At 56.1% G+C, this 26,406-nt stretch carries 21 protein-coding genes and 1 pseudogene; 10 read left to right on the top strand and 12 right to left on the bottom strand.

Annotation, left to right across the window (positions count from 1 at the left end; genetic code table 11):
• Both AAAC48_RS17650 and AAAC48_RS17645 read right to left on the bottom strand, forming a co-directional pair.
• Positions 1-322, bottom strand: a pseudogene (locus AAAC48_RS17650) (sigma-54-dependent Fis family transcriptional regulator); the annotation flags it as partial.
• Positions 323-387: 65 nt separating this feature from the next.
• The gene (locus tag AAAC48_RS17645; protein WP_340655435.1) at positions 388-831 is read right to left on the bottom strand and encodes an Lrp/AsnC family transcriptional regulator; all 444 of its coding nucleotides are present in this window, start codon (positions 829-831) and stop codon (positions 388-390) included.
• A gap of 123 nt (positions 832-954) precedes the next feature.
• Between AAAC48_RS17645 and AAAC48_RS17640 the strand changes: the two genes are divergently transcribed.
• Both AAAC48_RS17640 and AAAC48_RS17635 read left to right on the top strand, forming a co-directional pair.
• Positions 955-4,008: an aminotransferase class III-fold pyridoxal phosphate-dependent enzyme gene (locus AAAC48_RS17640; RefSeq protein ID WP_340655434.1), complete on the top strand. Its 3,054-nt coding sequence runs from the start codon at positions 955-957 to the stop codon at positions 4,006-4,008.
• A gap of 181 nt (positions 4,009-4,189) precedes the next feature.
• Entirely contained in the window at positions 4,190-5,206 is a 1,017-nt protein-coding gene (locus tag AAAC48_RS17635) for an amino acid ABC transporter substrate-binding protein (protein ID WP_340655433.1), read from the top strand.
• Between the two features lie 83 nt (positions 5,207-5,289).
• Here the strand turns inward: AAAC48_RS17635 and ugpC are convergent, their stop codons facing one another.
• From ugpC to AAAC48_RS17605, 6 genes are all read right to left on the bottom strand, one after another.
• Entirely contained in the window at positions 5,290-6,357 is a 1,068-nt protein-coding gene (gene ugpC / locus AAAC48_RS17630; protein WP_340655432.1) for a sn-glycerol-3-phosphate ABC transporter ATP-binding protein UgpC, read from the bottom strand.
• 8 nt (positions 6,358-6,365) lie between these two features.
• Positions 6,366-7,142 carry a carbohydrate ABC transporter permease gene (locus AAAC48_RS17625; protein ID WP_340655436.1) on the bottom strand — a complete coding sequence of 259 codons (777 nt, stop codon included), beginning with the start codon at positions 7,140-7,142 and terminating at the stop codon, positions 6,366-6,368.
• Positions 7,143-7,190: 48 nt separating this feature from the next.
• Positions 7,191-8,093: a sugar ABC transporter permease gene (locus tag AAAC48_RS17620; protein WP_340655431.1), complete on the bottom strand. Its 903-nt coding sequence runs from the start codon at positions 8,091-8,093 to the stop codon at positions 7,191-7,193.
• Between the two features lie 75 nt (positions 8,094-8,168).
• A complete protein-coding gene (locus tag AAAC48_RS17615) occupies positions 8,169-9,380 on the bottom strand; it encodes a sugar ABC transporter substrate-binding protein (protein WP_340655430.1) in 1,212 nt (403 codons plus the stop codon).
• Between the two features lie 117 nt (positions 9,381-9,497).
• A complete protein-coding gene (locus tag AAAC48_RS17610; protein WP_340655429.1) occupies positions 9,498-10,394 on the bottom strand; it encodes a sugar phosphate isomerase/epimerase in 897 nt (298 codons plus the stop codon).
• Positions 10,395-10,405: 11 nt separating this feature from the next.
• The gene (locus tag AAAC48_RS17605) at positions 10,406-11,428 is read right to left on the bottom strand and encodes a Gfo/Idh/MocA family oxidoreductase (protein ID WP_340655428.1); all 1,023 of its coding nucleotides are present in this window, start codon (positions 11,426-11,428) and stop codon (positions 10,406-10,408) included.
• A 165-nt stretch (positions 11,429-11,593) separates the two neighbouring features.
• Between AAAC48_RS17605 and AAAC48_RS17600 the strand changes: the two genes are divergently transcribed.
• Together AAAC48_RS17600 and AAAC48_RS17595 are read left to right on the top strand one after the other, a co-directional pair.
• Complete coding sequence (locus AAAC48_RS17600) at positions 11,594-12,637, top strand: LacI family DNA-binding transcriptional regulator (protein WP_340655427.1); 1,044 nt, start codon at positions 11,594-11,596, stop codon at positions 12,635-12,637.
• Positions 12,638-12,676: 39 nt separating this feature from the next.
• Entirely contained in the window at positions 12,677-13,522 is an 846-nt protein-coding gene (locus AAAC48_RS17595; RefSeq protein WP_340655426.1) for a GNAT family N-acetyltransferase, read from the top strand.
• Between the two features lie 5 nt (positions 13,523-13,527).
• Here AAAC48_RS17595 and AAAC48_RS17590 read toward each other — a convergent pair whose 3' ends face one another.
• On the bottom strand, positions 13,528-14,553 hold the full coding sequence (locus AAAC48_RS17590; protein ID WP_340655425.1) for a substrate-binding domain-containing protein: 1,026 nt from the start codon (positions 14,551-14,553) through the stop codon (positions 13,528-13,530).
• Positions 14,554-15,011: 458 nt separating this feature from the next.
• Here AAAC48_RS17590 and AAAC48_RS17585 point away from each other — a divergent pair, with 458 nt between their 5' ends.
• From AAAC48_RS17585 to AAAC48_RS17560, 6 genes are all read left to right on the top strand, one after another.
• Positions 15,012-16,274, top strand: coding sequence for an ABC transporter substrate-binding protein (locus tag AAAC48_RS17585; RefSeq protein WP_340655424.1), 1,263 nt, complete (start codon positions 15,012-15,014; stop codon positions 16,272-16,274).
• Between the two features lie 118 nt (positions 16,275-16,392).
• On the top strand, positions 16,393-17,340 hold the full coding sequence (locus AAAC48_RS17580; RefSeq protein WP_340655423.1) for a sugar ABC transporter permease: 948 nt from the start codon (positions 16,393-16,395) through the stop codon (positions 17,338-17,340).
• Positions 17,340-18,170 carry a carbohydrate ABC transporter permease gene (locus AAAC48_RS17575; protein WP_340655422.1) on the top strand — a complete coding sequence of 277 codons (831 nt, stop codon included), beginning with the start codon at positions 17,340-17,342 and terminating at the stop codon, positions 18,168-18,170. Before AAAC48_RS17580 ends, AAAC48_RS17575 begins: the two co-directional genes overlap by 1 nt.
• Before the next feature lie 5 nt (positions 18,171-18,175).
• A complete protein-coding gene (locus AAAC48_RS17570; protein ID WP_340655421.1) occupies positions 18,176-19,186 on the top strand; it encodes an ABC transporter ATP-binding protein in 1,011 nt (336 codons plus the stop codon).
• 81 nt (positions 19,187-19,267) lie between these two features.
• Entirely contained in the window at positions 19,268-20,050 is a 783-nt protein-coding gene (locus AAAC48_RS17565; protein WP_340655420.1) for a ThuA domain-containing protein, read from the top strand.
• Positions 20,051-20,156: 106 nt separating this feature from the next.
• A complete protein-coding gene (locus AAAC48_RS17560) occupies positions 20,157-21,206 on the top strand; it encodes a Gfo/Idh/MocA family oxidoreductase (RefSeq protein ID WP_340655419.1) in 1,050 nt (349 codons plus the stop codon).
• A gap of 50 nt (positions 21,207-21,256) precedes the next feature.
• Here the strand turns inward: AAAC48_RS17560 and AAAC48_RS17555 are convergent, their stop codons facing one another.
• From AAAC48_RS17555 to AAAC48_RS17545, 3 genes are read right to left on the bottom strand one after another with little or no spacing between them, the layout of a single operon-like run.
• The gene (locus AAAC48_RS17555) at positions 21,257-22,807 is read right to left on the bottom strand and encodes a SpoVR family protein (protein ID WP_340655418.1); all 1,551 of its coding nucleotides are present in this window, start codon (positions 22,805-22,807) and stop codon (positions 21,257-21,259) included.
• 12 nt (positions 22,808-22,819) lie between these two features.
• A complete protein-coding gene (locus tag AAAC48_RS17550; protein WP_340655417.1) occupies positions 22,820-24,145 on the bottom strand; it encodes a YeaH/YhbH family protein in 1,326 nt (441 codons plus the stop codon).
• Between the two features lie 21 nt (positions 24,146-24,166).
• A complete protein-coding gene (locus AAAC48_RS17545; RefSeq protein ID WP_340655416.1) occupies positions 24,167-26,116 on the bottom strand; it encodes a PrkA family serine protein kinase in 1,950 nt (649 codons plus the stop codon).
• Positions 26,117-26,406: the final 290 nt, after the last annotated feature.

The following is a 26,406-nucleotide window of genomic DNA, read 5'->3' as shown; positions in this document are numbered from 1 at the left end:
CATCGTCCGAGGCTGAGCCGCGCCGGTCTACCGGAACGCCATCCTTGTCGGCCAGAAGCACACAGCAGCCGGCGCCGCCAACGGCCGAGTAGAGCCGGTCAAGACTGGCTTGCGCGGTGTGGATCAGTGCACCGAGGCGCTCGCGCGCCTCTTCCAGCTCGCGTTCTGTAAGAACATACGGCAGGGTGCCTTCTTCAGGATTGAGCCCGTATAAGCGCATGGATCGCCGCCATGACGCAATGAGCGCCGATTGTGCGGCAGCGCTCCCTGATAGCGCGGACTGGATATGGTCGGCGTGCAAGCCGTTCTGCAGTCTTCCCACGTTCTCCTCCCAGAGTCCGGGCGATCAGCTGATCGTTTAGCACCATAGGTCAGTTGCGATTACCGTCAAGCTCCCACGCTTCGGTCGATGTCGCGCCGCAGAACTATCGAAGTCGTGACATCGTCAACGCCTTCCATTGTCGCCACTCTGTCGCGGATCGTATTGAGATGATTGATGGACGGAGCTTCGATCTCAACGATCAGATCGAGTTGGCCGCTGACCGACGAGACGCGTCTGACTTCCGGGTAGGCTGCCAGCCGGTCCAGAACGCCGAGAGACGGCGTGCGAACCAGACTGATCAGCAGGAACGCGCAGATCAGCCCCTCGTTCAATTGTCCGATATCGGCCCGGTAACCGCGTATGACACCGGACTTTTCGAGAAAAAGCACGCGTTCGCTGGTCGCGCTTCTCGAAAGGCCAATCTCGCCGGCGAGGGTCTTGAGCGGAATCTTGGCGTCCCTGGAGAGGATGCTCAGGATGTTGCGATCTTTATCGTCGAGCTCTTTCATGATGCACTTTCGCTCTGCCGACCAAATGCCGGTTAAAGCCGTCAGTGTGACGATCAAACCGGCAGATTAACGGATGCCCGATTTTTACGCCCATGCCAAGCTCCGGGAAAAGGGAACTGACGCATGATCAACCTGTCTCATCCGGCGCCATCATTTTCGAATGCGGAAGCACGTTCAATCGCCAATGCACATTTCGGTGTCGAGGGTGAAGTCAGTCCTCTGGCCAGTGAGCGCGATCAGAATTTCAAGGTTGAGACGTTGAACGGTTCCACCTGGATCCTGAAAATCGTCAATGCCAGTGAGCCGAAAGATCAGAGCGATTTTCAAACGGCATTGCTTGACCATCTTGCAACTTATTCGCCCGATCTGCCCGTGCCACGGTTGCGCTGCAGCCTTACCGGAAGTGCTCTGGCACAGGTGCTGGGAAAATCCGGTGAATATCATGCCGTCCGCATGGTTTCCTGGCAGGCTGGTGTCCCTCTCGCCGAAATGGAACGTACAACCGAGGTCTTGCGGAATCTCGGCCAGGTTCTCGGACGGCTGGACAAGGCGATGCAAGGCTTCATGCATCCGGGCGCGCTCAGGACATTCGATTGGGATATCCGCGCAGCAGGCCTGTCGCGCCAGCGTCTGAAGTACGTTGATAACGCTGACGATCAGGCGCTGTTAATGCGCTTCATCGACAGGTTCGACGCCGGTGTTGCTCCGCGCCTGCCATCATTACGCGCTGCTATTATTCACAATGATGCGAATGACTGGAATGTTCTGGTCGATCCCAATGAACCCTCGAGAATTTCTGGCCTGATCGATTTCGGCGACGCGCTACACAGTGTCCTCATCGCAGAGGTTGCGGTTGCATGCGCCTATTCGATCCTGGACCTTGATGATCCGATCGGCGCGGCGGCTGCGATTGCGGCAGGGTTTCACGCAGAATATCCCCTGCTTGAACAGGAGCTGGACCTGCTTTTTGATCTGATCGCCATGCGGCTGGTGACCAGTGTCACACTTTCCGCCCAGCGCAAGGAGAAGACTGCCGATAATCCCTATCTGCTTGTCAGCGAAGCCCCCGCATGGGCGCTGCTTCGGCGTCTTGATGCAATCAATCGTGGTTTCGCAACGGCCATTTTCAGACATGCCTGCGGCTACGATGCATTGCCTGGTGCAAGAGCGGTCGCCGAGTGGATCAAGCGCAACAACAGCGGGTTCAGCCCGGTTCTTTCCCGGCATCCTGCAACATTGAGCAAAGATCTCGTTCCTTACAATGATCCCAGGAACCCGATGACCGCCCATTCTGCGGCTCAGGAGCATGACCAGGCAACACAATGGTGGGATGCCCATTGCCGGCAACACGGCGTCGAACTCGGAATCGGCCCCTGGGGTGAGGAGCGCTCCGTCTACACCGGTCAGATGTTCGAATCCCGATTCATTTCAGGAAAGCGTCGCACGCGTCATTTGGGTCTCGACCTCTTCATGCCCACTGGGACGAAGCTCTATGCGCCCATCGCCGCCACTGTAAGGGAGGTTGTGATCGAGGAAGATCCGCTCGGTTATGGCTGCCTCATCAAGCTTGAGCATACACCCGATGGCTGTCCGCCTTTTGCGACGCTTTGGGGGCATCTGGGCCATGAGGCGCAGCAGCGGCTTCGACCGGGCGATCGGCTTGAAGCGGGAGATCTGATCGCCGAGATGGGAGCCCCTGCTGAAAACGGCGGCTGGGCGCCGCACCTCCACCTGCAGCTGGCGATCGACACGACGCTCTCAGCGACGGAGATACTGGGCGTTGGTGAACCGCGTTATCTCCCGGTTTGGGCCGAGCTATTCCCTGATCCCGCGGACTTTGCAGGCTTGCCGGCAGAAACGTTCCTCCGGGCCGGTCGCAGCAAGGATGACATTATGGCGGCGCGGAAGAAGACCCTTCTGCCCAATCTGTCGATCTCCTATTCGGAACCGATCAAGTTCGTGCGGGGCGAGGGGGTCTGGCTGATCGATGATTGCGGCCGGGCCTATCTCGATTGCTTTAACAATGTCTGCCATCTCGGCCACGCGCATCCCGACATTGTCGATGTTTTGGCCAGGCAGGCCGGACTACTCAATACCAATACGCGGTACCTTCACGACAATATCGTCGCCTATGCTGAACGCCTGACGGCAACGCTTCCGGGAGATCTCACGGTCGCGACGTTTGCGTGCACGGGCAGCGAGGCCAACAGCCTGATGTTGCGGATGATGCGAGCTCATACCGGACGTGAAGAGGCGATCGTCCTGGACTGGGCCTACCACGGCACCACGCAGGAACTTATCGATCTCAGTCCGTACAAGTACAAACGCAAGGGTGGCAAAGGCAGGAAGCCCCATGTCTACGAGGCAGCCATACCCGACAGCTATCGCGCTCCGGCAGATTGGCGGCGCGAGGATATCGCGAAGCTTTATGCCGAGAATATCGCTGACCAGATCGCGCTGATGCGGAAGGCCGGAAAAGCGCCGGGTCTGTTTCTCGCCGAATCCATTCCAAGTGTCGCGGGGCAGGTCTTCCTCCCGGACGGCTACCTTAAAGAGGTGTATGCGATGGTTCGTGCTGCCGGCGGCATTTGCGCTGCCGACGAGGTACAGGTTGGTTTTGGCAGAGTTGGCAGTCACTGGTGGGCATTCGAATTACAGGATATCGTGCCGGACATTGTCACGATGGGCAAGCCGATCGGCAACGGTCATCCGATGGCGGCCGTCGTGACGACACGTGAAATTGCAGCGTCTTTCAACAATGGCATGGAGTATTTCAATACTTTCGGCGGCAATCCGGTCTCCTGCGCCGTTGGCCTCGCGGTGCTCGATGTCATTGAACGCGACAATCTCAGGCAGAACGCGCTCGAAATTGGCACATACCTGATCAAACGCTTCGAGGAGATGCAGGCTCGGCACGACGTTATCGGCGACGTGCGTGGCCAGGGCCTGTTCCTCGGCATCGAACTGGTAAAGGACCGCAGAACCAAAGAACCGGCAACTGACATAGCGCGAAAGATTAACAATGGCGCGAAGCAGCGGGGGATTCTGATGGGAACCGAAGGCCCCCATGACAACGTTCTGAAACTTCGTCCGCCAATGATTTTCAGCCATAGCGATGCGGATCATCTCATTGACGTGTTGGAGGACACGTTCGCTGCCGTATTGCGTGATGAATAGCGGAACTGCCATGCCGGCGATGGCGTCCGTCAACCACGGCATTCGTCGGGCGTAACCACCAACACGGTCTTTTGGTTCCGGTGTCGGCCAGACGCCGCTAACCAGAAATGAAAATTGGAAGTTTCCGGATGCACATCCGGACGCAGGGCAAAGCTTCGCCTTGTCAACGAGGGAGGACACTATGAAACGGAAATCTATTCTGGCGCTGCTACTCGCATCGGCAGCTCTCACAGCAGCACCGGCCTTGGCCGACACGCTTTCCACGATCAAAGAGCGTGGCAAACTGAGTTGCGGTGTCAGCGAAGGCATTCTGGGCTTCTCAAATGCCGACGACAAAGGACATTGGACTGGTTTCGATGCCGACTTTTGCCGTGCGGTCGCTGCCGCGGTATTGGGCGATCCTGAAAAGGTGAACTTCGTTCCGCTTTCGACCAAGGCACGATTTGCGGCGCTCCAGTCCGGCGAAGTTGATCTTTTGTCGCGGCAGACCACTTGGACACAGTCGCGTGATACGGGCATGGGCATGAGGTTCGTGGGGACTGTTTACTACGACGGCCAGGGGTTCATGGTCAAAAAATCCCTTGGCGTAAAGAGTGCAGAGGAACTTTCCGGAGCGACCCTTTGCACGGAAACCGGCACGACGACGGAGATGAATGCCGCGGATTATTTCAAAGCCAACAACATCAAATATGACATCATTTCCTTTGAAAAAGCCGATGAGACGGTCAGCGCCTTCAACAAGGATCGCTGCGATGTCTACACCACCGATGCCTCTGCACTCTATTCGCAACGCCTCGTCCTGTCTGATCCCGATTCCTCTATGGTTTTGCCGGAGATCATATCGAAAGAGCCACTCGGACCTGCCGTGCGCCAGGGTGATGACCGCTGGTTCAGTGTTGTCCGCTGGACGCTTTTTGCGCTGATCAATGCGGAAGAGCTCGGCATCACCAGGGAGAACGTGACGGCCGAAATGGAATCGGATAATCCGTCGATCAGGCGGTTTCTCGGCGCCGAAGGTAATAGTGGTGAATCCATGGGCCTTGATCAGCGCTGGATCTACAACATCGTGGCCGCGACGGGTAATTATGGCGAGATGTTTGACCGCAATCTCGGCAAGGGTAGCCCTCTGAAAATCGACCGGGGCATCAATGCTTTGTGGAATGCCGGCGGGCTGATGTACGCTCCTCCCATAAGGTAACTTTCCGCGTTGTCATGGTCAGCACCACTGCTACAAGGAGGTGGTGCTGATCGATGCTTTCGGTACGGACCTTGGGTCGTATCTTAAAGCGTCAGCTCGGTGTCTCGGTCAAAGATATGGACGTTTTCCGCCGCTATGTAGAGGCGGAGATTGTCGCCTTTGTTCGTTTCGGGCCGGCCGCTATGGGCAACGACAACTGGCTGGCCAGCTAGTTCGACAAGTACGAAAGTCATGCTTCCGGTCGACTCGATACTGGTCACCGTCGCGTCTATCGCGATGTCATTGGACCCAGGTTTCCAGGAAAGATGTTCGGGCCGCATGCCGACCCAGAGTTTAAGCCCGGAATTAAAGCCGCGTTTCAGCTCGATACGTTGTGCCCCATCGCTGTCGAGTACAACAACACCATTGCTCGCTGCTGTCGCAGGCAGGAAGTTCATTGCCGGTGAGCCGATGAAACCGGCGACAAACTTGTTCGCCGGACGATCATAAAGATCAAGCGGGCTGGCCTGTTGCTCGACAACGCCGGCGCGCATGACGACGACATGGTCAGCCATCGTCATCGCCTCGACCTGGTCGTGGGTGACGTAAACCGATGTTGCCTTCAAACGCTCGTGCAACTTGCGGATCTCGCTGCGCATGTGGACGCGCAAGGCCGCATCGAGATTGGAGAGTGGTTCATCGAACAGGAAGACTTTCGGATTGCGCACAATGGCGCGCCCCATGGCAACGCGCTGCCGCTGACCGCCCGACAAGGCCTTGGGCAAGCGCCCGAGCAGATTGCCGAGGCCGAGGGTTTCCGCGGCAGCTCGGGTGCGCTCGATGATTTCGTCTTTTGGACGGCGCTTCAGCCGCATCGAATAGTTCATATTGTGCTCGACATCCATGTGCGGGTAGAGCGCATAAGACTGGAACACCATCGCCACATCGCGTTCGCGCGGCGGCTTGCCGATGACACTCTGCCCGGCAATGCGGACATCACCCGAACTGGTTTTCTCAAGACCGGCCAGCGTGCGCAGCAAGGTGGATTTGCCGCAGCCGGACGGCCCGACGAGGGCAACGAACGAGCCCTGCTTGATGGCGATATTAACGTCTCTGAGCGCGTGGAACCCGCCATAATGCTTGTTCAGATGGTCGATTTCGATCTGGAGCATGGTTCACCTCATTTCAGCGCGCCGGCGGTGAGACCGCTGACGATACGCCGTTGCAACAGCATGAATACGATCAGGATGGGCGTCACATAAATGGCCGCGTAGGTCATGATGCCGTTCCAGTCATTGGCATTCGGGCCCATGAATGTCTGCAGACCGACAGTCGCTGTCTGCAGTTCGTTCTTGGCAATCAGCGAGCGCGCATAGACATACTCGCCGAAGGATTGCAGGAAGATAAGCACCGAGGTAACCAGAATGCCGTTGCGCGCCAGGGGCAGCATGATGCGGAAGAACGCGCCGATGCGCGAGGACCCGTCGACCAGCGCGGCTTCCTCCAGTTCACGTGGTACCTGCACGAAAGTCGCCCGGCAAAGGACGATGTAAAGGGGCAGCACCTTGGCCGTTTGCGCCAGGATAACCGCGATACGCGGGCTGGCCAGAAGACCGATCTGGTTGAACATGACGAATATGGGCGTCACCATCAGGGAAGAGGGCAAGACCTGCATCATCAGGATGGCAAAGAGTGCGATTTCCATCCAGACATTGCGGACACGCGACAAGACGTAGGCGCAGCCAGTTCCCAGCACTGTCACAAGGATTGTTACGCCGATGGCAATGAGCAGCGAGTTCCAGATGTAACGGCCCATGTCGCGGCTTTTCCAGATCTCCAGAAAATTCCATCGCGGGTCGGCAGGCCAGAATGTCGGCGGATACTGGAATATCTCGGTACTACCCTTCAGGGCCGTGAGATACATCCAGTAGAGCGGGAACAGATAGATTGCCGTCATCACCAGACCGATGACGAGGAGAATGTAGCGTTTCACGGGCACTTCTCCTCAGTAGCTGTGTTCGTGACGGGTGGAGCGGACATACACCGCGGCAACCACGATGACAAAGAGGATCATCAGGACGGAAACGGCGCTGCCGAGCGATATTTCATAGGTCTGGAACGAGAGCTGCCATGACCAGTACTGCGCGACATTGGAGCTGTCCGCTGGGCCGCCTTGCGTCAGCGCGGCTATCAGATCGAATTGTTGCAGTGTGAAAATGACACCGAGCGAGATGACGGCCCCGAGCTGCGCGCGCATCAAGGGCAGGGTAATCGACCTGAAGCGCTCGAATGGCCCGGCGCCATCCAGTTCAGCCGCCTCGTAGACATCACGCGGAATACTTGCAAGGCCGACCGAAAGAAGGATCATGTTGAATGGAATGCCGAGCCAGATATTGGCAATGATGACGGCGTAGAGGGCAACATTCGGATCGGACAGCCAGAAGATGCGGTCGTCGGCGATACCGAGCGACGTCAATGCGTAGTTGATAACGCCGAAGTCACCGGCAAAGAGCCATTTCCAGATGGCGCCCACAACGAGCGCCGGCATGATCCACCCGGCTAGGAACAGGCCGCGCAAATAAGTGGCGCCGGGAAAATCCTGCTGGAAGAAAAGGGCAAGGCCGAAACCGATCGAAAGCTGGAATACAATCGACAGCACAACGAACTTCAGCGTGTTCCAGAGAACGGTTGTGGCAATCGGCTGCGAGAAAATATTGTAATAGTTCTCAAGTCCGACGAACGGCCGCTTGAACGAGGTGATTGTGAACATGTCGACGGTCTGCAGCGACATGATGATGTTGTAGATGATCGGAAAGGCCGAGAAGGTCACAAGATAGGCCAGGGCAAGTCCAAGCAGCAGGATGTCAAATCCACTGCGATCGCGAATGGTCCTGATGATGCCCTGCATAGCGTCCTCCCGCTCGCCGCTTCAATATCAATGGTTATCGCTCCCCGCATGAGCGGGGAAGCGATCGGCCAAAACCTAGTCGTTCAGAACCGCGTCGATCTGCTTTTGCGCAGCTGCGAGCGCCGTCTTCGCATCGCTTTGACGCGTCAGCGATGACTGGATCGCGGTATATATGGCCTTCGAGATTTTTGGCCATTCGGGATGCGGACCGCGATTTCGCGCATATTTCATGCTTTCTTCAAAGACCGCATAGATCGCCGGATTTTTGGGATTGTTCGACTGTACTTTCGCCGCCGGAACAAATCCGAAGCGATTCCAGACGTCCGGCATCTTGCTGTAGAGGAACTCGAGGAGGATGAAGGCTTCCTTCGGATGTTCGCTATTGGCGAGGATAACATTATCCCCTTCACCCAAGGCAGATGCGCGGGTTGCGCCTTCCTGGGGGATCGGCAGAAGCGCAGCCCGGTATTCGAATTTTGCTTCCCGTCCCATTCGCGGCAATTCCCATGGACCGGAAATCGCCATCGCCGCATTGCCGGCGTTGAAGGTGCCAGTCGAATCATACTGGCTGCGGATCAAGGTATCCGGCGAAGCGAGCTTTTCATCCAGCAGCTTGCCCCAGAATTTCAGAACCTTCTCGCCGCCTTCCGTATCCACCTTGTTATAGTCGCCGCCTGCCATCTGCAGCCAGGGCAGGAACTGGAAGGTGCCTTCTTCCGTAGCGACAGCCGAGAATGCCAGACCATAAACATTCTTGGCCGGATCGTTCAGTTTCTTCGCGGCAGCGTAAAGTTCATCCCATGTCTTCGGCGGGTTATCGGGATCGAGGCCTTTCGCCTTGAACATATCTGCATTGTAGTAGAGCGCGATGGTATTAGCGCCGCGGGGAACACCATAAATCTTTCCATCCCAGGTCACCGATGAAAGGGGGCCCGGAAAAATGTCCTCTTTCTTAATGACTTTCGATTCCGCCAGCATCGGGCTTAGATCAAGCAAGAGGCCGCGCGACGCAAAAAGCGCGACTTCCGGATTGTCGATGTAGGTCACATCTGGCGATTCTCCAGTTGCCGTAGCGCGCGCCAGATCATTGACCATATCGCGAAACTGAACCGTCTTGATGTTTAGCTTGATGTCAGGATGCGCTTGCTCGAATTCATCCTTCAACAGATACATATATTGATCGGGCCGATCGATGGTCCAGATGTCCAGTGTCACCGGCTCGGCTTGAGCGGCAGCACCGGACATGAGCATCGCAGCAGCTGCGATCCAATATGAAATGCGTTTCATCGCTTCCTCCTCTCGTGGCTGGTCCGGATCATGCGCTTCTTCGTTGGCGCAGTCGTCCGGTGTTGGCGTTCTGTCATCTCCGGAACTCCCGTCCGGAATCGGGCCCGAACCGGGAAATCAGGGGTTGGCGACGAATGTGCTGCCACGGCTTTGTTTGAGATAATTGAGCGAATGGACCTGACCGGTCATTTCCAACTCGTTGCGATAGACCGGATCGTGCCAGCCCTCGATGTCGATCGAGCCGGACCAACGTGCGAGGCGCAGTTCGGAAATAACGTCCACCCAGTTGGTGTCACCAAAACCCGGCGAGCGCATCAACACGAATTTCTCCTTGCCGAAAATGCCGTGTTCACGAATGACCTCCCAACGGATCGTCGCGTCCTTGCCGTGAACGTGAAAAATCTTGGGAGCCCATTTGCGGATTTGCGGCAAAGGGTCGATCAGATAGACCATCTGATGGCAAGGCTCCCATTCCAACCCGAGATTATCGGCGGGAACCTCGTTGAAGATCATCTCCCACGCGTCCGGATTATGGGCAATGTTCCAGTCACCGCTGGCCCAATTGCCATCCATGGCACAGTTCTCGAAGGCGAGCTTCACGCCCTTGTCGGCAGCGCGCATTGCGAGCTCTGACCATACCCTTCTGAACTGGGGCAGGCTTTCCTCGATCGGTCGTCCGCGAACCCGCCCGGTGAATCCCGCGATCGTTGTTGCGCCGAAGAGATGGGCATTGTCGATCAATGCTTCCCAGCCCCTCAGCGTTTCGCGATCGATTTCGGTGTCCTCAAGCGGATTGCCAAACATGCCAAGCGTCGAGATTGTGACGTCCGCATCGCCGATCGCTTCCTTCAACTCCGCCGCCAGCTTCAGCAAATCCTTGTTCATCACTTGCCAGAAGAACGGTTCGATACTTTCGAAACCGTGTGGCAGGATGCTTTTGACATAGGTGGCGGGATCGGGCGCATTGCCCTTGATCATGGTGCCGATGCGAATGGCCTTTGCGGGATTGCTCACTCTCGAACTCCTCAAATGGTTATTTCGATACGCCTGCCGGACTCGGCGCTGTCGATTGCACCGAAAACCATGGCGAGGCTCTTGAAATTTTCGGTGCCGACCGTTTCCGGGGTTGGACCGCCGCGTATGGCGGCGATAAAATCCTGCACAACTCCGAGGTGACCGCCGATGCGATCAGATGCATCAAGGGGAGGGATGCCGACGGCGGCCACCGCGGAGAACAGGCCTTCCTTGCCGGAGGTGACGGCTTCGGCCCGTATGTCATCATGTCCGTCCCAGACGACAGAACCCTGGCTGCCGACGATACGCCACGTGCTTTCCCAGCTCGTGCGCAAGCCATCGGCACACCAGCTGCCGCGATAGGTGAAAACCGCACCGTTGGAGAACTCGAATATCGCGGCCGCAGAGGACCCCTGGCTATACCAGGAATTGCTGGGTTCCCATTCCTTTGCATACACCGCCGTCGCCGCGTCACCGGCAAGAAAGCGGGCAGCATCGAATGTGTGGATTGCCATGTCGAGAAACAGGACGTGGCGCATGTCTTCGCGGAAACCGCCGAAATGCGGGGCGAGAAAGAAGTCGCAATGCAGGCTCGTCACGTCGCCGATGGCGCCCGACGCGATCAGCCTGCGGATACGGCGAATCTGGGCGAGGTACCGCCTGTTTTGCACGATAGCGTGGATACGACCGGCTTCGCGCGCCAGACGAATGAGGTCGCGGGCCTCGTCAAGCGTTTCGGCCATGGGCTTCTCGGAGAGAACATGGCACCCGGCTTCCAATCCGGCAGAGACTGTCGCATGCCGCGCCCCCGGCACCACGATATCGAAGAGCAGATCGGGACGGGTCTCCGCTAGAACCCTATGCAGCTTATTGCCAATGACGGCCGAGCTCAGCCCGAACTCCTTGGCGCGGGCTTCCGCACGTTCCGTGTCGAGGTCGACAACGCCGACGATCTCGACATCAGCAATAGTGCGGGCGGCTTCGAACCAAGCTTTGCTCATGGCTCCGCAACCGACTAAAACGGCACGCTGCATTCTATCTCCTCCCAACGAAATTCATTGCTAAACCGATTAAATCGGTTGCAATTGAGCTCCGTAAACGTTTACGATTTCATATCGGAGTTTTGGTTTTGTCAATCCCTCATTTCGGTGTTTTATGAGGGGCGGCCCTCAGAGCGAGTCGGCAAAAGGGAGAAAAGCGTGAGTATTCGGGACCTTGCCCGCCATCTCGATATTTCGATTGGTACCGTGTCGCGGGCCCTGAACGGCAAGTCAGACGTCAATCCCGAAACACGGGAACGCGTGCTGGTGGCAGCGAAAAAGCTTGGCTATGTGCCAAACCAGTCCGGCCGCAGCCTGCGCCAGGGCACCACCAACACGATTGGCTTCATGATCGAATCGACCATTGAGACCGCCGACAATGGCGGCAGCTTTTTCATGCCGGTGTTCGAGGGTGTACAATCTGTCTTCAGGCGGCATCACCTTGATCTCGTGGCGCTGCTGTGTGGAACCGATGAGGATCCCGCCGCCTATCTCAATCGCGTGGTTGGGCGCCGCTTTGTCGATGGACTGATCATTTCGGCGACAATGCGTAAAGATCCGCGCATCAAATTTTTGCTGGAACGCGAGATACCTTTTGTTGCGCTTGGGCGCAGTGCGACGGGCGGGGCCTATCCGTGGATCGATCTTGATTTCGAAGGGGTCGCGGCAACTGCAGTGACGCGACTTATCAATTTCGGCCATAAGCGGATCGCCATTGGCGTTCCCGCCAGCGATATTAACCTCGGTTATGTTTTCCGGGATGGCTATAAGCGCGCCCTCAAAGCCAATGGGGTCCCGTTCGATCCTGAACTGGTTCTTCCCGCGCACAGCAATGAAGAAGGCGGCTACCAAGTGGCCAGTTCGATGCTGGAACAAAAGCATTTGCCGACGGCGGTCATTCTTGTAAACGAGAATATGGCAATCGGCCTTTACCGGCGATTTTATGAAGCCGGTATCCACCCGGGCCGCGATGTTGCCGTTATCGGGTTTCGTGAAAGTACGCAGAGCCGCTTCCTGTCGCCAACATTGACCTGTTTTCGCATTTCGCTCCGCGACCTTGGTATAAAGCTGGCCGAGGCGTTGCTTTCGACCATGCCCGCATTCAAGGATAGCTATCCGCAGGACAGGGTCGCAATGGTCTGGCCGATGGAATTGGTGCCTGGCGAAAGCGACCGCTCGTGGCGTCCGAACGCTTCGTCTTGAACAAGCTTGGCGTTACGCCATCATTGGGATCACTCCATCATGACACGCCTCATCCGGAACGCTGAACGCCACGAACTCTCGACGATTATGGACTGGGCTGCGGCGGAGGGCTGGAATCCCGGGCTCGATGATGCGCCTGCGTTCTGGGCTGCCGACGCTGAAGGTTATCATGTGATTGAAGAGGACGGCGTGCTAGTAGCCGCAATCTCGCTCGTTCGCTATCGTCGTCGCTACGGCTTCCTCGGATTCTACATCGTGCGCCCCGAATGGCGGAGGCAGGGCCTCGGATGGGCGCTCTGGCAAAGCGTACTGGATAAGGCAAGCACGCCGACGATTGGGCTTGATGGAGTTGTCGCCCAACAGGAGAACTACCGCAAATCCGGGTTTGTTTATGCTCACGCGAATTACCGTTATGGCGGGGCGCCGCGCAGCGATCTGACGGCGGTGAGCCCAGATATAATTCCCATCGACGCTGCGCTGATCGACCGGGTGGCCGCCTACGATATTGATTTCAACCCCGAGCCGCGGGAGAAGTTTATCCGCGCCTGGGTCGGGCATTCCAATTCCCGTGAGGGATTGGCCTTTGTTCAGCATGGAACAGTGGCGGGGTTCGGAGTCATCCGCGCTTGCCGGGAAGGGTACAAGATTGGTCCCCTTTTTGCCGAGACAGACGTAATCGCCGATCAACTATTCGAGGCGCTCGCCGTGAGGGCTGGAGATAGACCGGTCTTCCTCGATATTCCGGGGCCCAACAAGGCTGCGCAAGCGCTTTGCGAACGCCATGGCATGGCGCCCGTCTTCGAGACTGCCCGCATGTATCGAGGACCAGCGCCTGCACTGCCGCTGGACCGGATTTACGGCATCACCACATTCGAGCTTGGATGAAACGATCAGCTTGGTGTGACCGGCGGACCGCTCGACTGCCGCAGGATCAACTCGACCGGCCAGACCTCATGGAGGTTCTCGACCGGCTCGCCATCCAGCACGCGTACCAGCATATCGGCTATGCGCGTACCCGCCGAGCGGATCGATGACCGCGTTGTTGTCATGGATGGCACCATGTTGCTGGCATTGAGATAGGGGAATACGTCATCATGGGCGATGATGGAGACCTCTTTGCCGAGCTGATAGCCTTTCGAGCGGACGGCACGAAATACGCCAAGCGCTGTCATCATGGAGCCCGCGAGGATTGCGGTCGGATGCGGTGTGTAAGACAAAAGCCTCTGCGCTTCGCGGAATCCGATCTCGTCGGAAAATCGCTCGTGGACAACGAAACGAGGATCGACGGGGACACCACGTTCAAGATGGGCCTCGCGATAGCCGAGTTCGCGATGTTCGGAAAACGTGTGCCCTTTGAGACCATCAATCATGGCGATATGCTTGTGACCGAGATCGAGCAGGTGGGAAGTGGCCTGACGAAAAGCTCCAGCATTGTCGATATCAAGCCACGCATGGGGTGCCCCAATGTTTGTTCGCCCATGCAGGACGAAAGGAAATTTGGCGTCAATCAACATGGCTACCCGTTCATCCGTGAGAGTCGGGCCCGTAACGATAATGGCGTCCACCCGTTTGCTCGAGATAAGCCGCTTGTATGCCGAGATTTCATCATTGTTGATGACCGGACTCATCAGGAGGTCCATTTCATCCTGGGCGAGCCGTTCGGCCAGACCAGAAAAAAACTCGCTCGTGTGCGGTCCAAAGCGCTCACTTTTGTCGTTCGGCATGAGAATTCCGATCGCGCCAACCCGTCCGATGGCGAGCCGACGTGCATTGGCATTCGCGCTATAGCCGAATTTGACCGCTGCCTGGTTGACGCGCTCACGCGTAGCCCTGTTAACTTCAGGATACCCGTTGAGGGCACGACTGACGGTTGTCTGCGACAATCCCAGCTGTTCAGCCAATTCCTTGAGTTTCATAACAAACGATCCAATGCCTCATGCGTTCATAGTGCGGTCGGATGAAGTTCCTGTGCCTCAGGCGACCGCGGGCCAGATATGACTCCAAACGACGAAGATAACCATAGCATAAATTCAAAGCGCTTTGAACAAAAGTATTAGATTTCGCTACGGTTGGTCGACGTCATTCCTATCCTGCTCCCGCTTATGCACCTCTATCAGTAGCGCCGCCAATACTATAAAACATTGATATGTAATGCATTATTCGAGTGGATCCTGATACGACGCAGTTTTCCGTTTATGCGCACTCAATTTTGTCGCTTGACAGGGCAACATCCCTTTGCCATTTTCGATCCAAAGCGCTTTGGATTTTTTGGATCGAGGATGATTTCCAAAGCGCTTTAGGAGGAATTTTTAAAGAGGGATTGCCATCGCTGATCCGCGGTGCGTCTGATTCCGTCAGATTTTGGGAGGAAATCATGAAGGCCAAATCTTTCATTGCGACCCTTTTAACCGCGACTTTGATGGCTTCAGGAGCGTTCGCCGCTAATCTCGCTATCGTATCCGGCGACACCGGCAACGGGCGTGAGTTTCTGCGCAAGCAGCTTGATCGTTTTGAGAAGGAAACGGGCAACAAGGTTTCCATCGTTGCCATGCCTGCCAACAGCTCCGACAATTTTGGCCAGTACCGGCTATGGCTCGCTGCCGGGAATACCGACATCGATGTTTATCGCACCGACGTGATCTGGGCGCCGCAATTGGCCGACCAATTTCTTGACCTGAAAACCGCTGCGAAGGACGTGATTGATCAACATATTCCTTCTATCATCGAGAGCCAGACCGTAGACGGCAAGCTTGTGGCTCTGCCGATGTTCACCGACGCACCGGCGCTATACTATCGCAAGGATCTTCTTGAAAAATACAAGAAGCCTGTCCCGAAAACCTGGGATGAAATGGCGGCGACGGCCAAAGAAATCCAAGATGGGGAGCGGGCGGCCGGCAACAAGAGCATTTATGGCTATGTGTTCCAGGCCAATGCCTATGAAGGTCTGACATGTAACGCGTTGGAATGGGTCAAGTCCTCAGGCGGCGGTCAGATCGTCGAGCCGGATGGAACGATCTCGATCAACAATCCGGACGCAGCCACTGCGATCGACCGGGCCAAGGGATGGGTCGACACGATCTCGCCAAAGGGCGTACTCGCCTATACAGAAGAAGAAGCCCGCGGCATCTGGCAGACCGGCAATTCCGTATTCATGCGCAATTGGCCCTACGCCTATGCGCTCGGCGGAAGCAACGACAGTGCGGTCAAGGGCAAGTTTGACGTCGCTTCGCTGCCAAGCGGGAAAGAGGGCCAAAGCTCCGCCGCAACGCTCGGAGGCTGGAATCTCGCTGTTTCCAAATATTCGAAATCACCAGAGGAGGCCATCAAGCTCGTTCTCTTCCTGGGTTCGGCCGAGCAGCAAAAGGAGCGGGCGATCGCACTTGCGAGCATGCCGACGATCAAGGCGCTCTACGACGACAAGGATATTGCCGCGGCGCAACCTCTGATCCCCAACTGGAAGCCGGTCTTCGAAAACGCTGTGCCTCGGCCGTCCGCGCCGACGAAGGTGAAATACAACGAAGTGTCCAATCTGTTCTGGAGTGCTGTACACGACACGCTGTCGGGCAATGGCACTGCTGCCGAAAATCTTGAACTTCTGGAAGCCAAGCTGACAGAACTTCAGGGAGGTAGCTGGTAGGCCCCTGCCAGCGAAGGGCACGGTGCGGGTGGCGTCCAGAACCTCCCGGATACATCCGCACCGTTTGCCTGATCCTGTTCGACCATCCCTGAAACATTCTACGGGCACGAGCACGACGATGAGGTATTCCGACGCACGTTCAGAGCTTTTGCGGCAGCGCGTCCGTTCAGCGCAGCTGTTTCTCATTCCGATGATCCTTGCCCTGGCAATCGTTGCCGGCTGGCCATTGCTTCGCACTATCTATTTTTCCTTCACGGATGCCTCGCTGACCAATATGAGCGCGGCGAAATGGGTGGGACTCAAGAACTACCTGTCCTGGATTCAGCTGAAGAGCGGGCGCACGATTTATTCGGGCCTGCTCGTTGACCCGACCTGGTGGAATGCCGTCTGGAACACGGTCCGATTCAGCGTCATTTCGGTCGCGCTTGAGGCCTTCTTCGGAATGATCGTCGCACTTGTGCTCAACGCAGAGTTCAAGGGCAGGGGCATTGTGCGTGCGGCGATCCTCATACCTTGGGCGATCCCGACGATTGTATCCGCGCGGCTGTGGGGATGGATGCTGAACGATCAATTCGGCATACTCAATGATCTCTTCATGCGTCTCGGCCTGATTAGCCAGCCCATCGCCTGGACCGCCAGTGCGGATACGGCCATGACGGCCGTGCTGATCGTCGATGTCTGGAAGACCACGCCGTTCATGGCACTGCTGATCCTCGCCGGTCTGCAGATGGTTCCGAAGGACATCTACGAAGCGGCACATATCGACGGCGTTCATCCGATCCGGCAATTCTTCCGCATTACCTTGCCGCTGATCAAGCCAGCCCTGATGGTAGCGATCATCTTCCGCTTGCTCGACGCAATGCGTATTTTCGACCTCATCTATGTCCTGACCCCCAACAGTTCGCAGACAAAGACCATGTCGGTGCTTGCCCGTGAAAACCTGATTGAGTTCGACAAGTTCGCCTATGGCTCGGCTCAATCAACACTGCTGTTCCTGGTCATTGCAATGATGACTGTTGTGGCAATCTGGCTTGGCCGCGTGCGCATGGATGGAGGAGACCGCTGATGATCTGGAACCTCATCAAAAACACTGCCTTTTATGCGCTCGTCGTCCTGATTGTCGTCGTGGCGGTGTTCCCGTTCTATTACGCCATCATCACCAGCTTCAAATCAGGAAGTGCGCTCTTCACCGTTGAATATTGGCCCACATCGTTCTCTCTGGACAATTACGTTTCAGTCATCAACGCCGGCAGCTTTACCCGCAACTTGCTCAATTCGGTGATTGTGTCGACCCTGGTTGTGTTGTTGGCATTGCTGATTGCAGTCACGGCGTCCTTTGCCTTGGCGCGTGTGCGGTTTCGTGGCCGCTCCCTGTTGCTGCTGGCGATCCTGTCGGTCTCCATGTTTCCGCAGATAGCCGTGCTGGCTGGGCTGTTTGAGGTGGTTCGGTTTCTTGGCCTCTACAACACGCTGTGGAGCCTTGTTTTCTCCTACACGATTTTCACGCTGCCCTTCACAGTCTGGGTACTGACCACCTTCATGCGTGATCTGCCGATCGAGATCGAGGAGGCGGCGATCGTGGATGGGGCAACACCCTGGGTCATCATCACCAAAGTCTTCTTGCCATTGATGTGGCCGGCGATGGTGACAACCGGACTGCTGGCGTTCATCGCTGCATGGAACGAGTTCCTGTTTGCGCTCACCTTTACATCTTCGACCGAAACACGAACTGTTCCCGTAACCATCGCGCTCTTGTCGGGAGCAAGTGCGCACGAAATTCCATGGGGCACGATCATGGCGGCGTCGGTCATTGTCACAGTACCGCTCGTCGTCCTCGTCCTGATTTTCCAACGCAAGATCATCTCTGGCCTCACCGCCGGCGGCGTGAAGGGATAACTCAAATGACCGCACTTCATCTGAACAATGTTCGCAAATCCTTCGGTACATTCGATGTGATCAAGGGTGTCGATCTTGAAATCAGCGCAGGTGAGTTCATGGTTTTCGTCGGCCCCTCCGGCTGCGGAAAATCCACCTTGCTGCGGCTGATATCGGGGCTTGAAGATATCACCTCCGGGACGCTCGCCTTCGACGACAAGGTGGTCAATGGCCTGACGCCGTCGCAGCGCGGTATCGCCATGGTGTTCCAGTCCTATGCCCTCTATCCGCATATGACGGTCTTCGACAACATGGCATTCGGTCTGAAACTCTCCAAGGGCGAAGCCGGCGAGATCAAGCGGCGCGTCCATGAGGCAGCCGAAATGCTGCAGATCACGGCCTATCTCGACCGTCTGCCAAAACAGCTCTCCGGCGGCCAACGTCAACGTGTTGCCATTGGCCGGGCGATTGTTCGCGATCCGAAAGTTTTTCTTTTCGATGAGCCGCTGTCCAATCTTGATGCCGCACTGCGAGTCCAGACGCGCCTCGAGATTGCCAAACTGCATGCGAAAATGCGCGAGACGACGATGATCTACGTGACGCACGATCAGGTTGAGGCCATGACGCTGGCGGACCGCATTTGCGTGTTGCGCGATGGTATTGTCGAGCAGGTAGGTACGCCACTGGAGCTTTACGAGAAGCCGCAATCGATCTTCGTCGCCGGCTTTATCGGCTCACCGAAAATGAACTTCCTGACCGAGAATCATGCACAGACCTACAAGGCCCACACGCTCGGGGTGCGGCCGGAGCATCTCGAAATCAAGGAAAAGAGCGGCACATGGGACGGCAGGCTTATCCTTTCCGAAAACCTCGGTTCCGAGACCTATCTCTACATCGATATTGGCGCGAAGGACCCGCTTGTCGTCAGGCAGGACGGCACCGCGCGGCAGCACCCGGGCGAACGTCTCTACATCTCGCCTATCAATGACAACGTTCACCGCTTCGACCAATCCGGCAGGCCAGCAGCGGCCTACTAGAAGAAAATGGGAAACGAATGCGCCGGTAATTCGTTGCCCTCTTAGTCCTCCCAACGGCATATGAATGAATAGGAATACAAAATGACTATCCGAACACTTGTCTGGGGCGAAAATGTTCATGAACAGATGAACAAGACCGTCGCCGAAATCTATCCCGAAGGTATGCACAATCAGATTGCGAAGCTGCTGGCAATCGACAGCAATCTTTCCGTCAAGACTACGACGCTACAGGAACCGGAACATGGCCTCACCGACAAGGTGCTTGACGACACCGATGTTCTCGTCTGGTGGGGCCACCGTGCTCATGGCGATGTCGCCGATGAAATCGTCGAGCGTGTTGCAAAGCGTGTCTGGGAAGGTATGGGCCTGATCGTCCTGCACTCCGGCCATTTCTCGAAAATCTTCAAGCGGCTGATGGGTTCGCCCTGTGCGCTGCATTGGCGAGAGGCCGGCGAGCGCGAACGTTTGTGGGTGGTCAATCCGGGCCATCCCATTGCCAAGGGCTTGCCCGCCTATTTCGAGCTGGAAAACGAGGAAATGTATGGCGAACCATTCTCGGTGCCAGAACCGCTCGAAACCATTTTCATATCGTGGTTCCAGGGCGGAGAGGTGTTCCGCTCAGGTCTGACATACCGCAAAGGCGCGGGTAATGTATTCTACTTCCGTCCTGGTCATGAGACCTATCCGACCTATCATGATGCGACCGTTGGCCTCGTCCTGCGTAACGCGGTGAACTGGGCTTACAATGCCAATCGCTATCCGGAGCTGAACACGGCGCCGAATGTGCCGGTCGAGAAGGCGATTGAGCCAATCACGGCACGTGGCGGTAGTTTGCATGAGGCTGGCGAGGAAGGCTTCCGCTAAGGAACAATTCTTATGGGGGGCACTACTCGGCCTCCAGACCAGGGTTCGCATATAGACACCGGCGCACCGAAAGCGTGTGCTGCCGCATTTAATCAAGGACAGACCAATGCGCCTTCTAATCTTGGGTACCGGTAGCATGGCTAATTCCCATGCCAAGAGTTTTTCCGAAATTGCCGGCGTAACACTGGCAGGCGCCGTCGATGTCGATCCTGGCCGGGCGGAAGCGTTCCGGCAGCAATATGGTGTCGAACGTGCATTCACCTCATTGGAAGACGCCCTGGCTTGGGGAGAGTTCGACGCCGTCGCCAATGTCACGCCTGATAGCATCCACCACGTCACGACCCTTCAGTGCGTGGCGGCCGGCAAACATGTGTTTTGCGAAAAGCCCCTGGCGGCCAACTTCGAAGATGCGCTGGACATGGCGGACAAGATCGAGGCCGCCAATCTTGTTGGCATGGTGAACCTCACATATCGCAATGTGGCGCAGCTGCAGGCGGCGCGCAAACTGGTGACGAATGGCCAGATCGGCAAGGTAAAGCACGTCGAGGCTTCCTACCTGCAAAGCTGGCTCGTCTCGAAACAATGGGGCGACTGGCGCACGGAGAGCCGGTGGTTATGGCGTCTTTCGAAAAACCACGGCTCCAACGGCACCCTCGGTGATGTCGGTGTGCACATTCTCGACTTCGTGGTTTATGGCACCGATACGGAAATCGACGAGGTTTTTTGCCGGCACAAGGCTTTCGACAAAGCTGATGGCAATCGTATCGGCGAATATGAGCTCGATGCCAACGACAGTTTCACCATGACTGTGAGCTTTGCCAATGGCGCGCTTGGCGTCGTCCACTCCAGTCGCTGGGCCACGGGGCACGTCAATGAACTGCGTCTGCGCGTCTATGGCGACAAGGGCTCATTCGAGGTCGTGCATCGGCACGATGGTTCAAAGCTATTGGCCTGTCTTGGAGAGGATATTGAAACAGCGGCATGGAAAGAGATCGAGGTGGAGCCAGTGGCGACGAACTATCAGCGTTTTGTTGACGCTGTGGGGCAGGGTAGTACGCTCGAACCGTCATTTCGCCATGCAGCCAAGCTGCAGAAAGCGATCGATCTTGCCAATATCACGGAAACTGATCGCAGCGAACATCGGCTTACTGCTTGAGTTGGCAATAGCGCAGTTCCAACGGCGGCTAGCGCGGTAGGCCCTGGCTATCACTCCGCAAGCTTGTCAGTCGAGGTTTCATAAAGGGCCTTCCCCGAACTTGCCTCGACTCCGACCAGGCTCACATCATAGCCCCACAAGCGGCGCACATGCCGTAAAGTGGCATCGCGCGTGCTCTCGCTGAGAACGATACCATCGCGTACCGTATGTTGCAGACGCAAATGCCTGTTACCCAGGAGATCAACATCAACAACCTGAATGTTCGGCTGGTTCATACCGATGTCATAGGTTCGGGCAAGCGTACTGCGGATCTTTTGATAGCCACGCTCGTTGTGAATGGATGCAACCCTGTAGTGGTTTTCCTTTGCCTCGTCATCCAGGGCGAATAATCGCATTTTGCGGATCAGGGCCGGACTGAGATATTGCAACAAAAAAGACTCGTCGCGGTGGTTGGCCCAGGCGTCGAGCAGGGTCGCACGCCAGTCGCCATTACCGGCAAACTCGGGAAACCAATCCCGATCCTCGGATGTTGGCTTCATGCAGATGCGCTCGATATCCTGCATCATGGAAAAACCGAGGGCGTAGGGGTTGAGACCGGAATAACGTGGGTCATCGAATCCTGGTTGGAAGACAACGTTGGAGTGGCTGTGCAGCATTTCCAACAAATGACCCTCTCCGATCTTCCCCCGATCGAAAAGCAGATTCATGATGGTATAGTGAACGAAGGTGGCGCAGCCTTCGTTCATTACTTTGGTTTGCCGCTGTGGGTAGAAATATTGCGCGACGATACGGACAATGCGGAGAATCTCACGTTGCCAAGGTTCAAGGATGAGACTGGTCTTCTCAAGGAAGTAGAGCAGGTTTTCTTCCGGAAGGTTGAGTGATTTCTTGCGTTCCAACGCATCCTGCTCAGCCTCGCTGGGGTCGCCGGTTTGCTTGGAGTGAGGGAGCGTCCGCCACAGATCGCTGAAAACACGGTCCTCATATTCCAGCCGCTCGCGGACACGCTCCTGTTCCTTGGCTGACGAGATACGGGGCGGCCGCCTGTAGCGGAATACAGCCTGATCCATCAGGGTATGGGCTGCGTCGAGAATGGATTCCACCTCGGCAAAGCCATATCGCTCCTCGCAGCGCGCGATGTAGCCCTTGGCGAATTCCATATAGTTCAGGATCGCGCTGGCATCGGTCCATTGTTTGAACAGATAATTGTTCTTGAAAAAATGATTGTGGCCGAAGGCTGCGTGCGCTGTTACGAGTGCCTGTAGCGCCATCGTGTTCTCTTCCATCAGATAGCTGATGCAAGGATTGGAGTTGATGACGATCTCGTAAGCCAGGCCACGCCGCCCTTTGCGGTACAGATAATCCTCGTAAACGAAATGCTTGCCGAATGACCAGTGCTGGTAGATCAACGGCATGCCATTGGAGGAATAGGCGTCGAGCATCTGCTCGGATGAAATTATTTCGAGCTGGTTTGGATAGACATCGAGCGCCAGGTCGCCAAGCGCAATCTCCTTGATCGCTTCATAAGTGCGGGACAGGGTGTCGAAGCTCCATTCGGAGCCGTGAAACAGAAGGTCAGATGTACCCGTACTCTTGCTCATCTGTGATCACCTTCAGCTGTTTTTCGCGGTAGCTGATTGCTTCGCGAAAAGCTGACGGAAGACCGGGTAGATGTCACCGGGCTTTGCTATTCGCGTCATCTGGAAATTGCGCCAATTTTGCCCGACCTGGCGGTAGGAACGCCACAGCGAAGTGCCATTGTCGGTCGACCGGAAAATAGCACTCTCGCGTTCATCCAGGATCTCGACATAGGCATAATACTGACAAAGCTTCATCAGTTCGTCATTCAACAGGTTGACGCAATGCTCTGAATCACCGGTAAGATTATCGCCGTCGGAGGCCTGAGCTGCGTAAATGTTCCAGTCCCGGCTGGGATACCGGTCAAGAATAATGCGCTGCATCTCCTCCAGTGCAGTCGATACGACGGTTCCGCCACTCTGGGTGCTGCGAAAGAAGGTCTCCTCGTCGACTTCATGAGCCTGATGGGTGTGGCGGATGAAGACAATGTCAATGCGATCGTAACGCCGCTTGAGAAAAAGATGCAACAGCACAAAAAAACGCTTCGCGAGATCTTTCTCGCGCTCGCCCATGGAGCCTGAAACGTCCATCAGGCAGAACATGACGGCGTTTGCATTGGGCAGGGGCATTGGCTCGAAACGGTTGAATCTAATATCGACCGGGTCAATGTAGGCAACGACTTTGCGCCTGCGCTCCAGGGCTTGCAGCTGATCGCGCAGCTCCGCGAGGCGCTTCAAAGCAGTGGTACCAGGCTTTGGGTTCTGTGCCTCAAGCTTTGCTATCTCCTTCGCCAAGGCGTCGACTTGGGCCTGCTTTGGACGCTGCAGGGCAATGCGGCGGCCAAAACTGTTGCGCATCGTGCGTCCGACATTGATGTTGGTCGGTGAGCCAGCGATCGTAAAGCCAGCGCGGCGGGGCTTGAACGTAACGGCTTCCTTCAAACTCGACTTGACCATGTCCGGAAGCTCAAGATCTTCAAAAAAGAGATCAAGAACTTCCTCGCGCGAGAGCACGAAACGGAAATCGTCCTCCATCTCGCCTTCGGATGCGGCCCCTTTGCCGGCACCGGTGCCTCCGCCCTGACCGGGCTTGGGTAGACGATCGCCGGAAATAAATTCCCGGTTGCCCGGCAGGACATGTTCCCGCCGGCCACTGCTGCGATCCGGCTGGAAGCTCGGCTCGCTGGTACCATCTAAAGGAAACGGTACGGAATGACCGACGTCAACATCGACTATTTTGCCGGCCTTTATCTGCTCATGTACGACGCGTTTCAATTCTGCGCGCGCACGCCGCAAAAAGCGCTGGCGGTTACTGAGGCTCTTGTCCTTTGGATTCAACCGGCGATCGATGAAGTTCGGCATGCACGCACCCCTCTTCGGCGACTATCCGGCCTTGTTGACTCGCATATACCAATCCACAAGACGGCGAACTTGTCTCTCCGTGTAGCCGCGTTCTACCATGCGCTGTACGAATTCTGTGTGCTGTTTTTCAGTAGCGCCATCCTTTTTTGAACCAAAGCTGATGACCGGCAACAAATCCTCGACCTGGCCGAACATACGCTTTTCGATGACCTCCCGCAGTTTTTCGTAGCTGGTCCACGATGGGTTGCGGCCATTGTTCTTGGCTTTGGCACGCAAAGTAAACTTGACCACTTCGTTGCGGAAATCCTTGGGATTAGCGATGCCAGCTGGCTTTTCGATTTGCGACAACTCGCTGTCGAGGATGCTGCGGTTAAGTATTTGGCCGGTATCGGGATCTTTGTAGTCCTGGTCCTCGATCCAGGCGTCGGCGTAGGCGATATAGCGGTCAAACAGATTTTGACCGTACTCACTATAGGACTCCAGATAGGCCTTCTGGATTTCATGACCGATGAATTCGGCATAGCGCGTAGCGAGTTCCGATTTGATGAAGTCGAGGTAATTTGCTTCGATTTCCTGAGGGTACTGCTCGCGTTTGACGGACTGCTCCAGTACGTACATGAGATGCACGGGGTCGGCGGCCACCTGCTTGGTGTCATAATTGAACGTTTCAGACAGCACCTTGAAGGCAAAGCGGGTGCTGATGCCGTTCATGCCCTCGTCGACACCTGCTGCATCGCGATACTCCTGCACAGATTTCGCCTTCGGATCGGACTCGCGAAGATTCTCGCCGTCATAGACACGCATCTTGGTGTAGAGCGGCGAGTTTTCATGCTCTGCCAGACGCGTTGATACTGTGAAGCGACTCAGTATTTCGAGCACTTCCGGAGCGCAGGGATTGTTGAGTAGCTCGCTTTCACGGAGCAGTTTCTCATAGATCTGTTTTTCTTCCGTTACTCTCAAGCAATATGGAACCTTGACGACCGACATGCGATCGAGAAAGGCCTCATTGTTCTTGTTGTTCTTGAACTGCAGCCATTCGGATTCGTTGGAGTGCGCCAGAATGATGCCCTGGAACGGGAATGCACCGAAATTCTCAGTCCCGTTGTAATTACCCTCCTGGGTAGCTGTCAGCAAAGGATGCAGCACCTTGATCGGCGCCTTGAACATTTCGACGAATTCCAGCATGCCTTGCGTAGTCCGGTTCAACCCGCCGCTGAACGAATAGGCGTCGGGGTCGGACTGGCTGAAGTTTTCGAGCTGTCGGATGTCGACCTTACCGACAAGCGAGGAAACGTCCTGGTTGTTTTCATCGCCTGGTTCCGTCTTGGCAATGCCAATCTGGCGCAGGCGAGATGGCGTCAGCTTTACGACGCTGAACTTTGAGATATCGCCGGCGAATTCATCAAGCCGCTTGGAGGCCCATGGCGAAATCAAACCGTTGAGCCGGCGACGGGCAATCCCATACTTGTCCTCAAGAAGGCCGGACATACGGTCGGGATGGAAAAGACCGAGCGGCGATTCAAATATCGGGCTGATCTGACCGCCAGCCTTCAGCGTGTAGATTGGCCGCTGTTCCATGAGTTGTTTCAGTCGTTCGGCCAGTGATGACTTGCCGCCGCCGACCGGTCCGAGCAGGTAGAGTATCTGCTTGCGCTCCTCGAGGCCCTGGGCCGCATAACGGAAATAGCCCACAATTCGCTCGATTGTGTCTTCCATGCCGTAAAAATCAGCGAACGCCGGATAAATCTTGATTGTTCGATTTAAGAAGATACGCCCGAGACGTTCGTCGGCGCTCGTGTCGACGAGTTTGGGCTCGCCAATTGCGTCCACCATTCGTTCCGACGCAGTAGCGAACATTCGCGGATCATTCCGGCATGCGAGGAGATATTCTTGCAGGCTCATCTCCTCCTGCTTCTCACTGCTGTAGATTTCAGAGAAGAGACTAAAAACGTCAGATGCTTGCATAGACATATCAACCTCCAGCCGCACGCAAATTCAAAGGAATTTGAGCTGAAGGGGCCGCCCCTCCGCTCAGAGGATTGCATGCCGAATAGTTACAGTGTCGGGTGAGTCGCTGCACTGCGCAAGACACTGATTGCTGTATTATTGTGTACAGCCAATCAAGACACAGAGATGTGTCCGCATTTAGATGACGATCACCCTTCATCGTCCTATCCCTCTTATTGGTATGTAGGAACCGTAATTGGCAAAGTGTATGGGTAATCAAAAAAGAATTTGCATGTAATGTAGCGAGCAACGAA

This window comes from Phyllobacterium sp. (assembly GCF_037994405.1).
GTDB lineage: Bacteria > Pseudomonadota > Alphaproteobacteria > Rhizobiales > Rhizobiaceae > Phyllobacterium.
The sequence above is the reverse complement of the archived record's forward strand: the minus strand, read 5'-3'. Positions and strand labels throughout refer to the sequence as shown.

Bases quoted from the DNA above. Each gene is read 5' to 3' on its own strand.
- AAAC48_RS17645 (WP_340655435.1), bottom strand. From the start codon at position 831: ATGAAAGAGCTCGACGATAAAGATCGCAACATCCTGAGCATCCTCTCC.
- AAAC48_RS17640 (WP_340655434.1), top strand. From the start codon at position 955: ATGATCAACCTGTCTCATCCGGCGCCATCATTTTCGAATGCGGAAGCA.
- AAAC48_RS17635 (WP_340655433.1), top strand. From the start codon at position 4,190: ATGAAACGGAAATCTATTCTGGCGCTGCTACTCGCATCGGCAGCTCTC.
- ugpC (WP_340655432.1), bottom strand. From the start codon at position 6,357: ATGCTCCAGATCGAAATCGACCATCTGAACAAGCATTATGGCGGGTTC.
- AAAC48_RS17625 (WP_340655436.1), bottom strand. From the start codon at position 7,142: ATGACGGCAATCTATCTGTTCCCGCTCTACTGGATGTATCTCACGGCC.
- AAAC48_RS17620 (WP_340655431.1), bottom strand. From the start codon at position 8,093: ATGCAGGGCATCATCAGGACCATTCGCGATCGCAGTGGATTTGACATC.
- AAAC48_RS17615 (WP_340655430.1), bottom strand. From the start codon at position 9,380: ATGAAACGCATTTCATATTGGATCGCAGCTGCTGCGATGCTCATGTCC.
- AAAC48_RS17605 (WP_340655428.1), bottom strand. From the start codon at position 11,428: ATGCAGCGTGCCGTTTTAGTCGGTTGCGGAGCCATGAGCAAAGCTTGG.
- AAAC48_RS17595 (WP_340655426.1), top strand. From the start codon at position 12,677: ATGACACGCCTCATCCGGAACGCTGAACGCCACGAACTCTCGACGATT.
- AAAC48_RS17590 (WP_340655425.1), bottom strand. From the start codon at position 14,553: ATGAAACTCAAGGAATTGGCTGAACAGCTGGGATTGTCGCAGACAACC.
- AAAC48_RS17585 (WP_340655424.1), top strand. From the start codon at position 15,012: ATGAAGGCCAAATCTTTCATTGCGACCCTTTTAACCGCGACTTTGATG.
- AAAC48_RS17580 (WP_340655423.1), top strand. From the start codon at position 16,393: ATGAGGTATTCCGACGCACGTTCAGAGCTTTTGCGGCAGCGCGTCCGT.
- AAAC48_RS17575 (WP_340655422.1), top strand. From the start codon at position 17,340: ATGATCTGGAACCTCATCAAAAACACTGCCTTTTATGCGCTCGTCGTC.
- AAAC48_RS17570 (WP_340655421.1), top strand. From the start codon at position 18,176: ATGACCGCACTTCATCTGAACAATGTTCGCAAATCCTTCGGTACATTC.
- AAAC48_RS17565 (WP_340655420.1), top strand. From the start codon at position 19,268: ATGACTATCCGAACACTTGTCTGGGGCGAAAATGTTCATGAACAGATG.
- AAAC48_RS17560 (WP_340655419.1), top strand. From the start codon at position 20,157: ATGCGCCTTCTAATCTTGGGTACCGGTAGCATGGCTAATTCCCATGCC.
- AAAC48_RS17555 (WP_340655418.1), bottom strand. From the start codon at position 22,807: ATGAGCAAGAGTACGGGTACATCTGACCTTCTGTTTCACGGCTCCGAA.
- AAAC48_RS17550 (WP_340655417.1), bottom strand. From the start codon at position 24,145: ATGCCGAACTTCATCGATCGCCGGTTGAATCCAAAGGACAAGAGCCTC.
- AAAC48_RS17545 (WP_340655416.1), bottom strand. From the start codon at position 26,116: ATGTCTATGCAAGCATCTGACGTTTTTAGTCTCTTCTCTGAAATCTAC.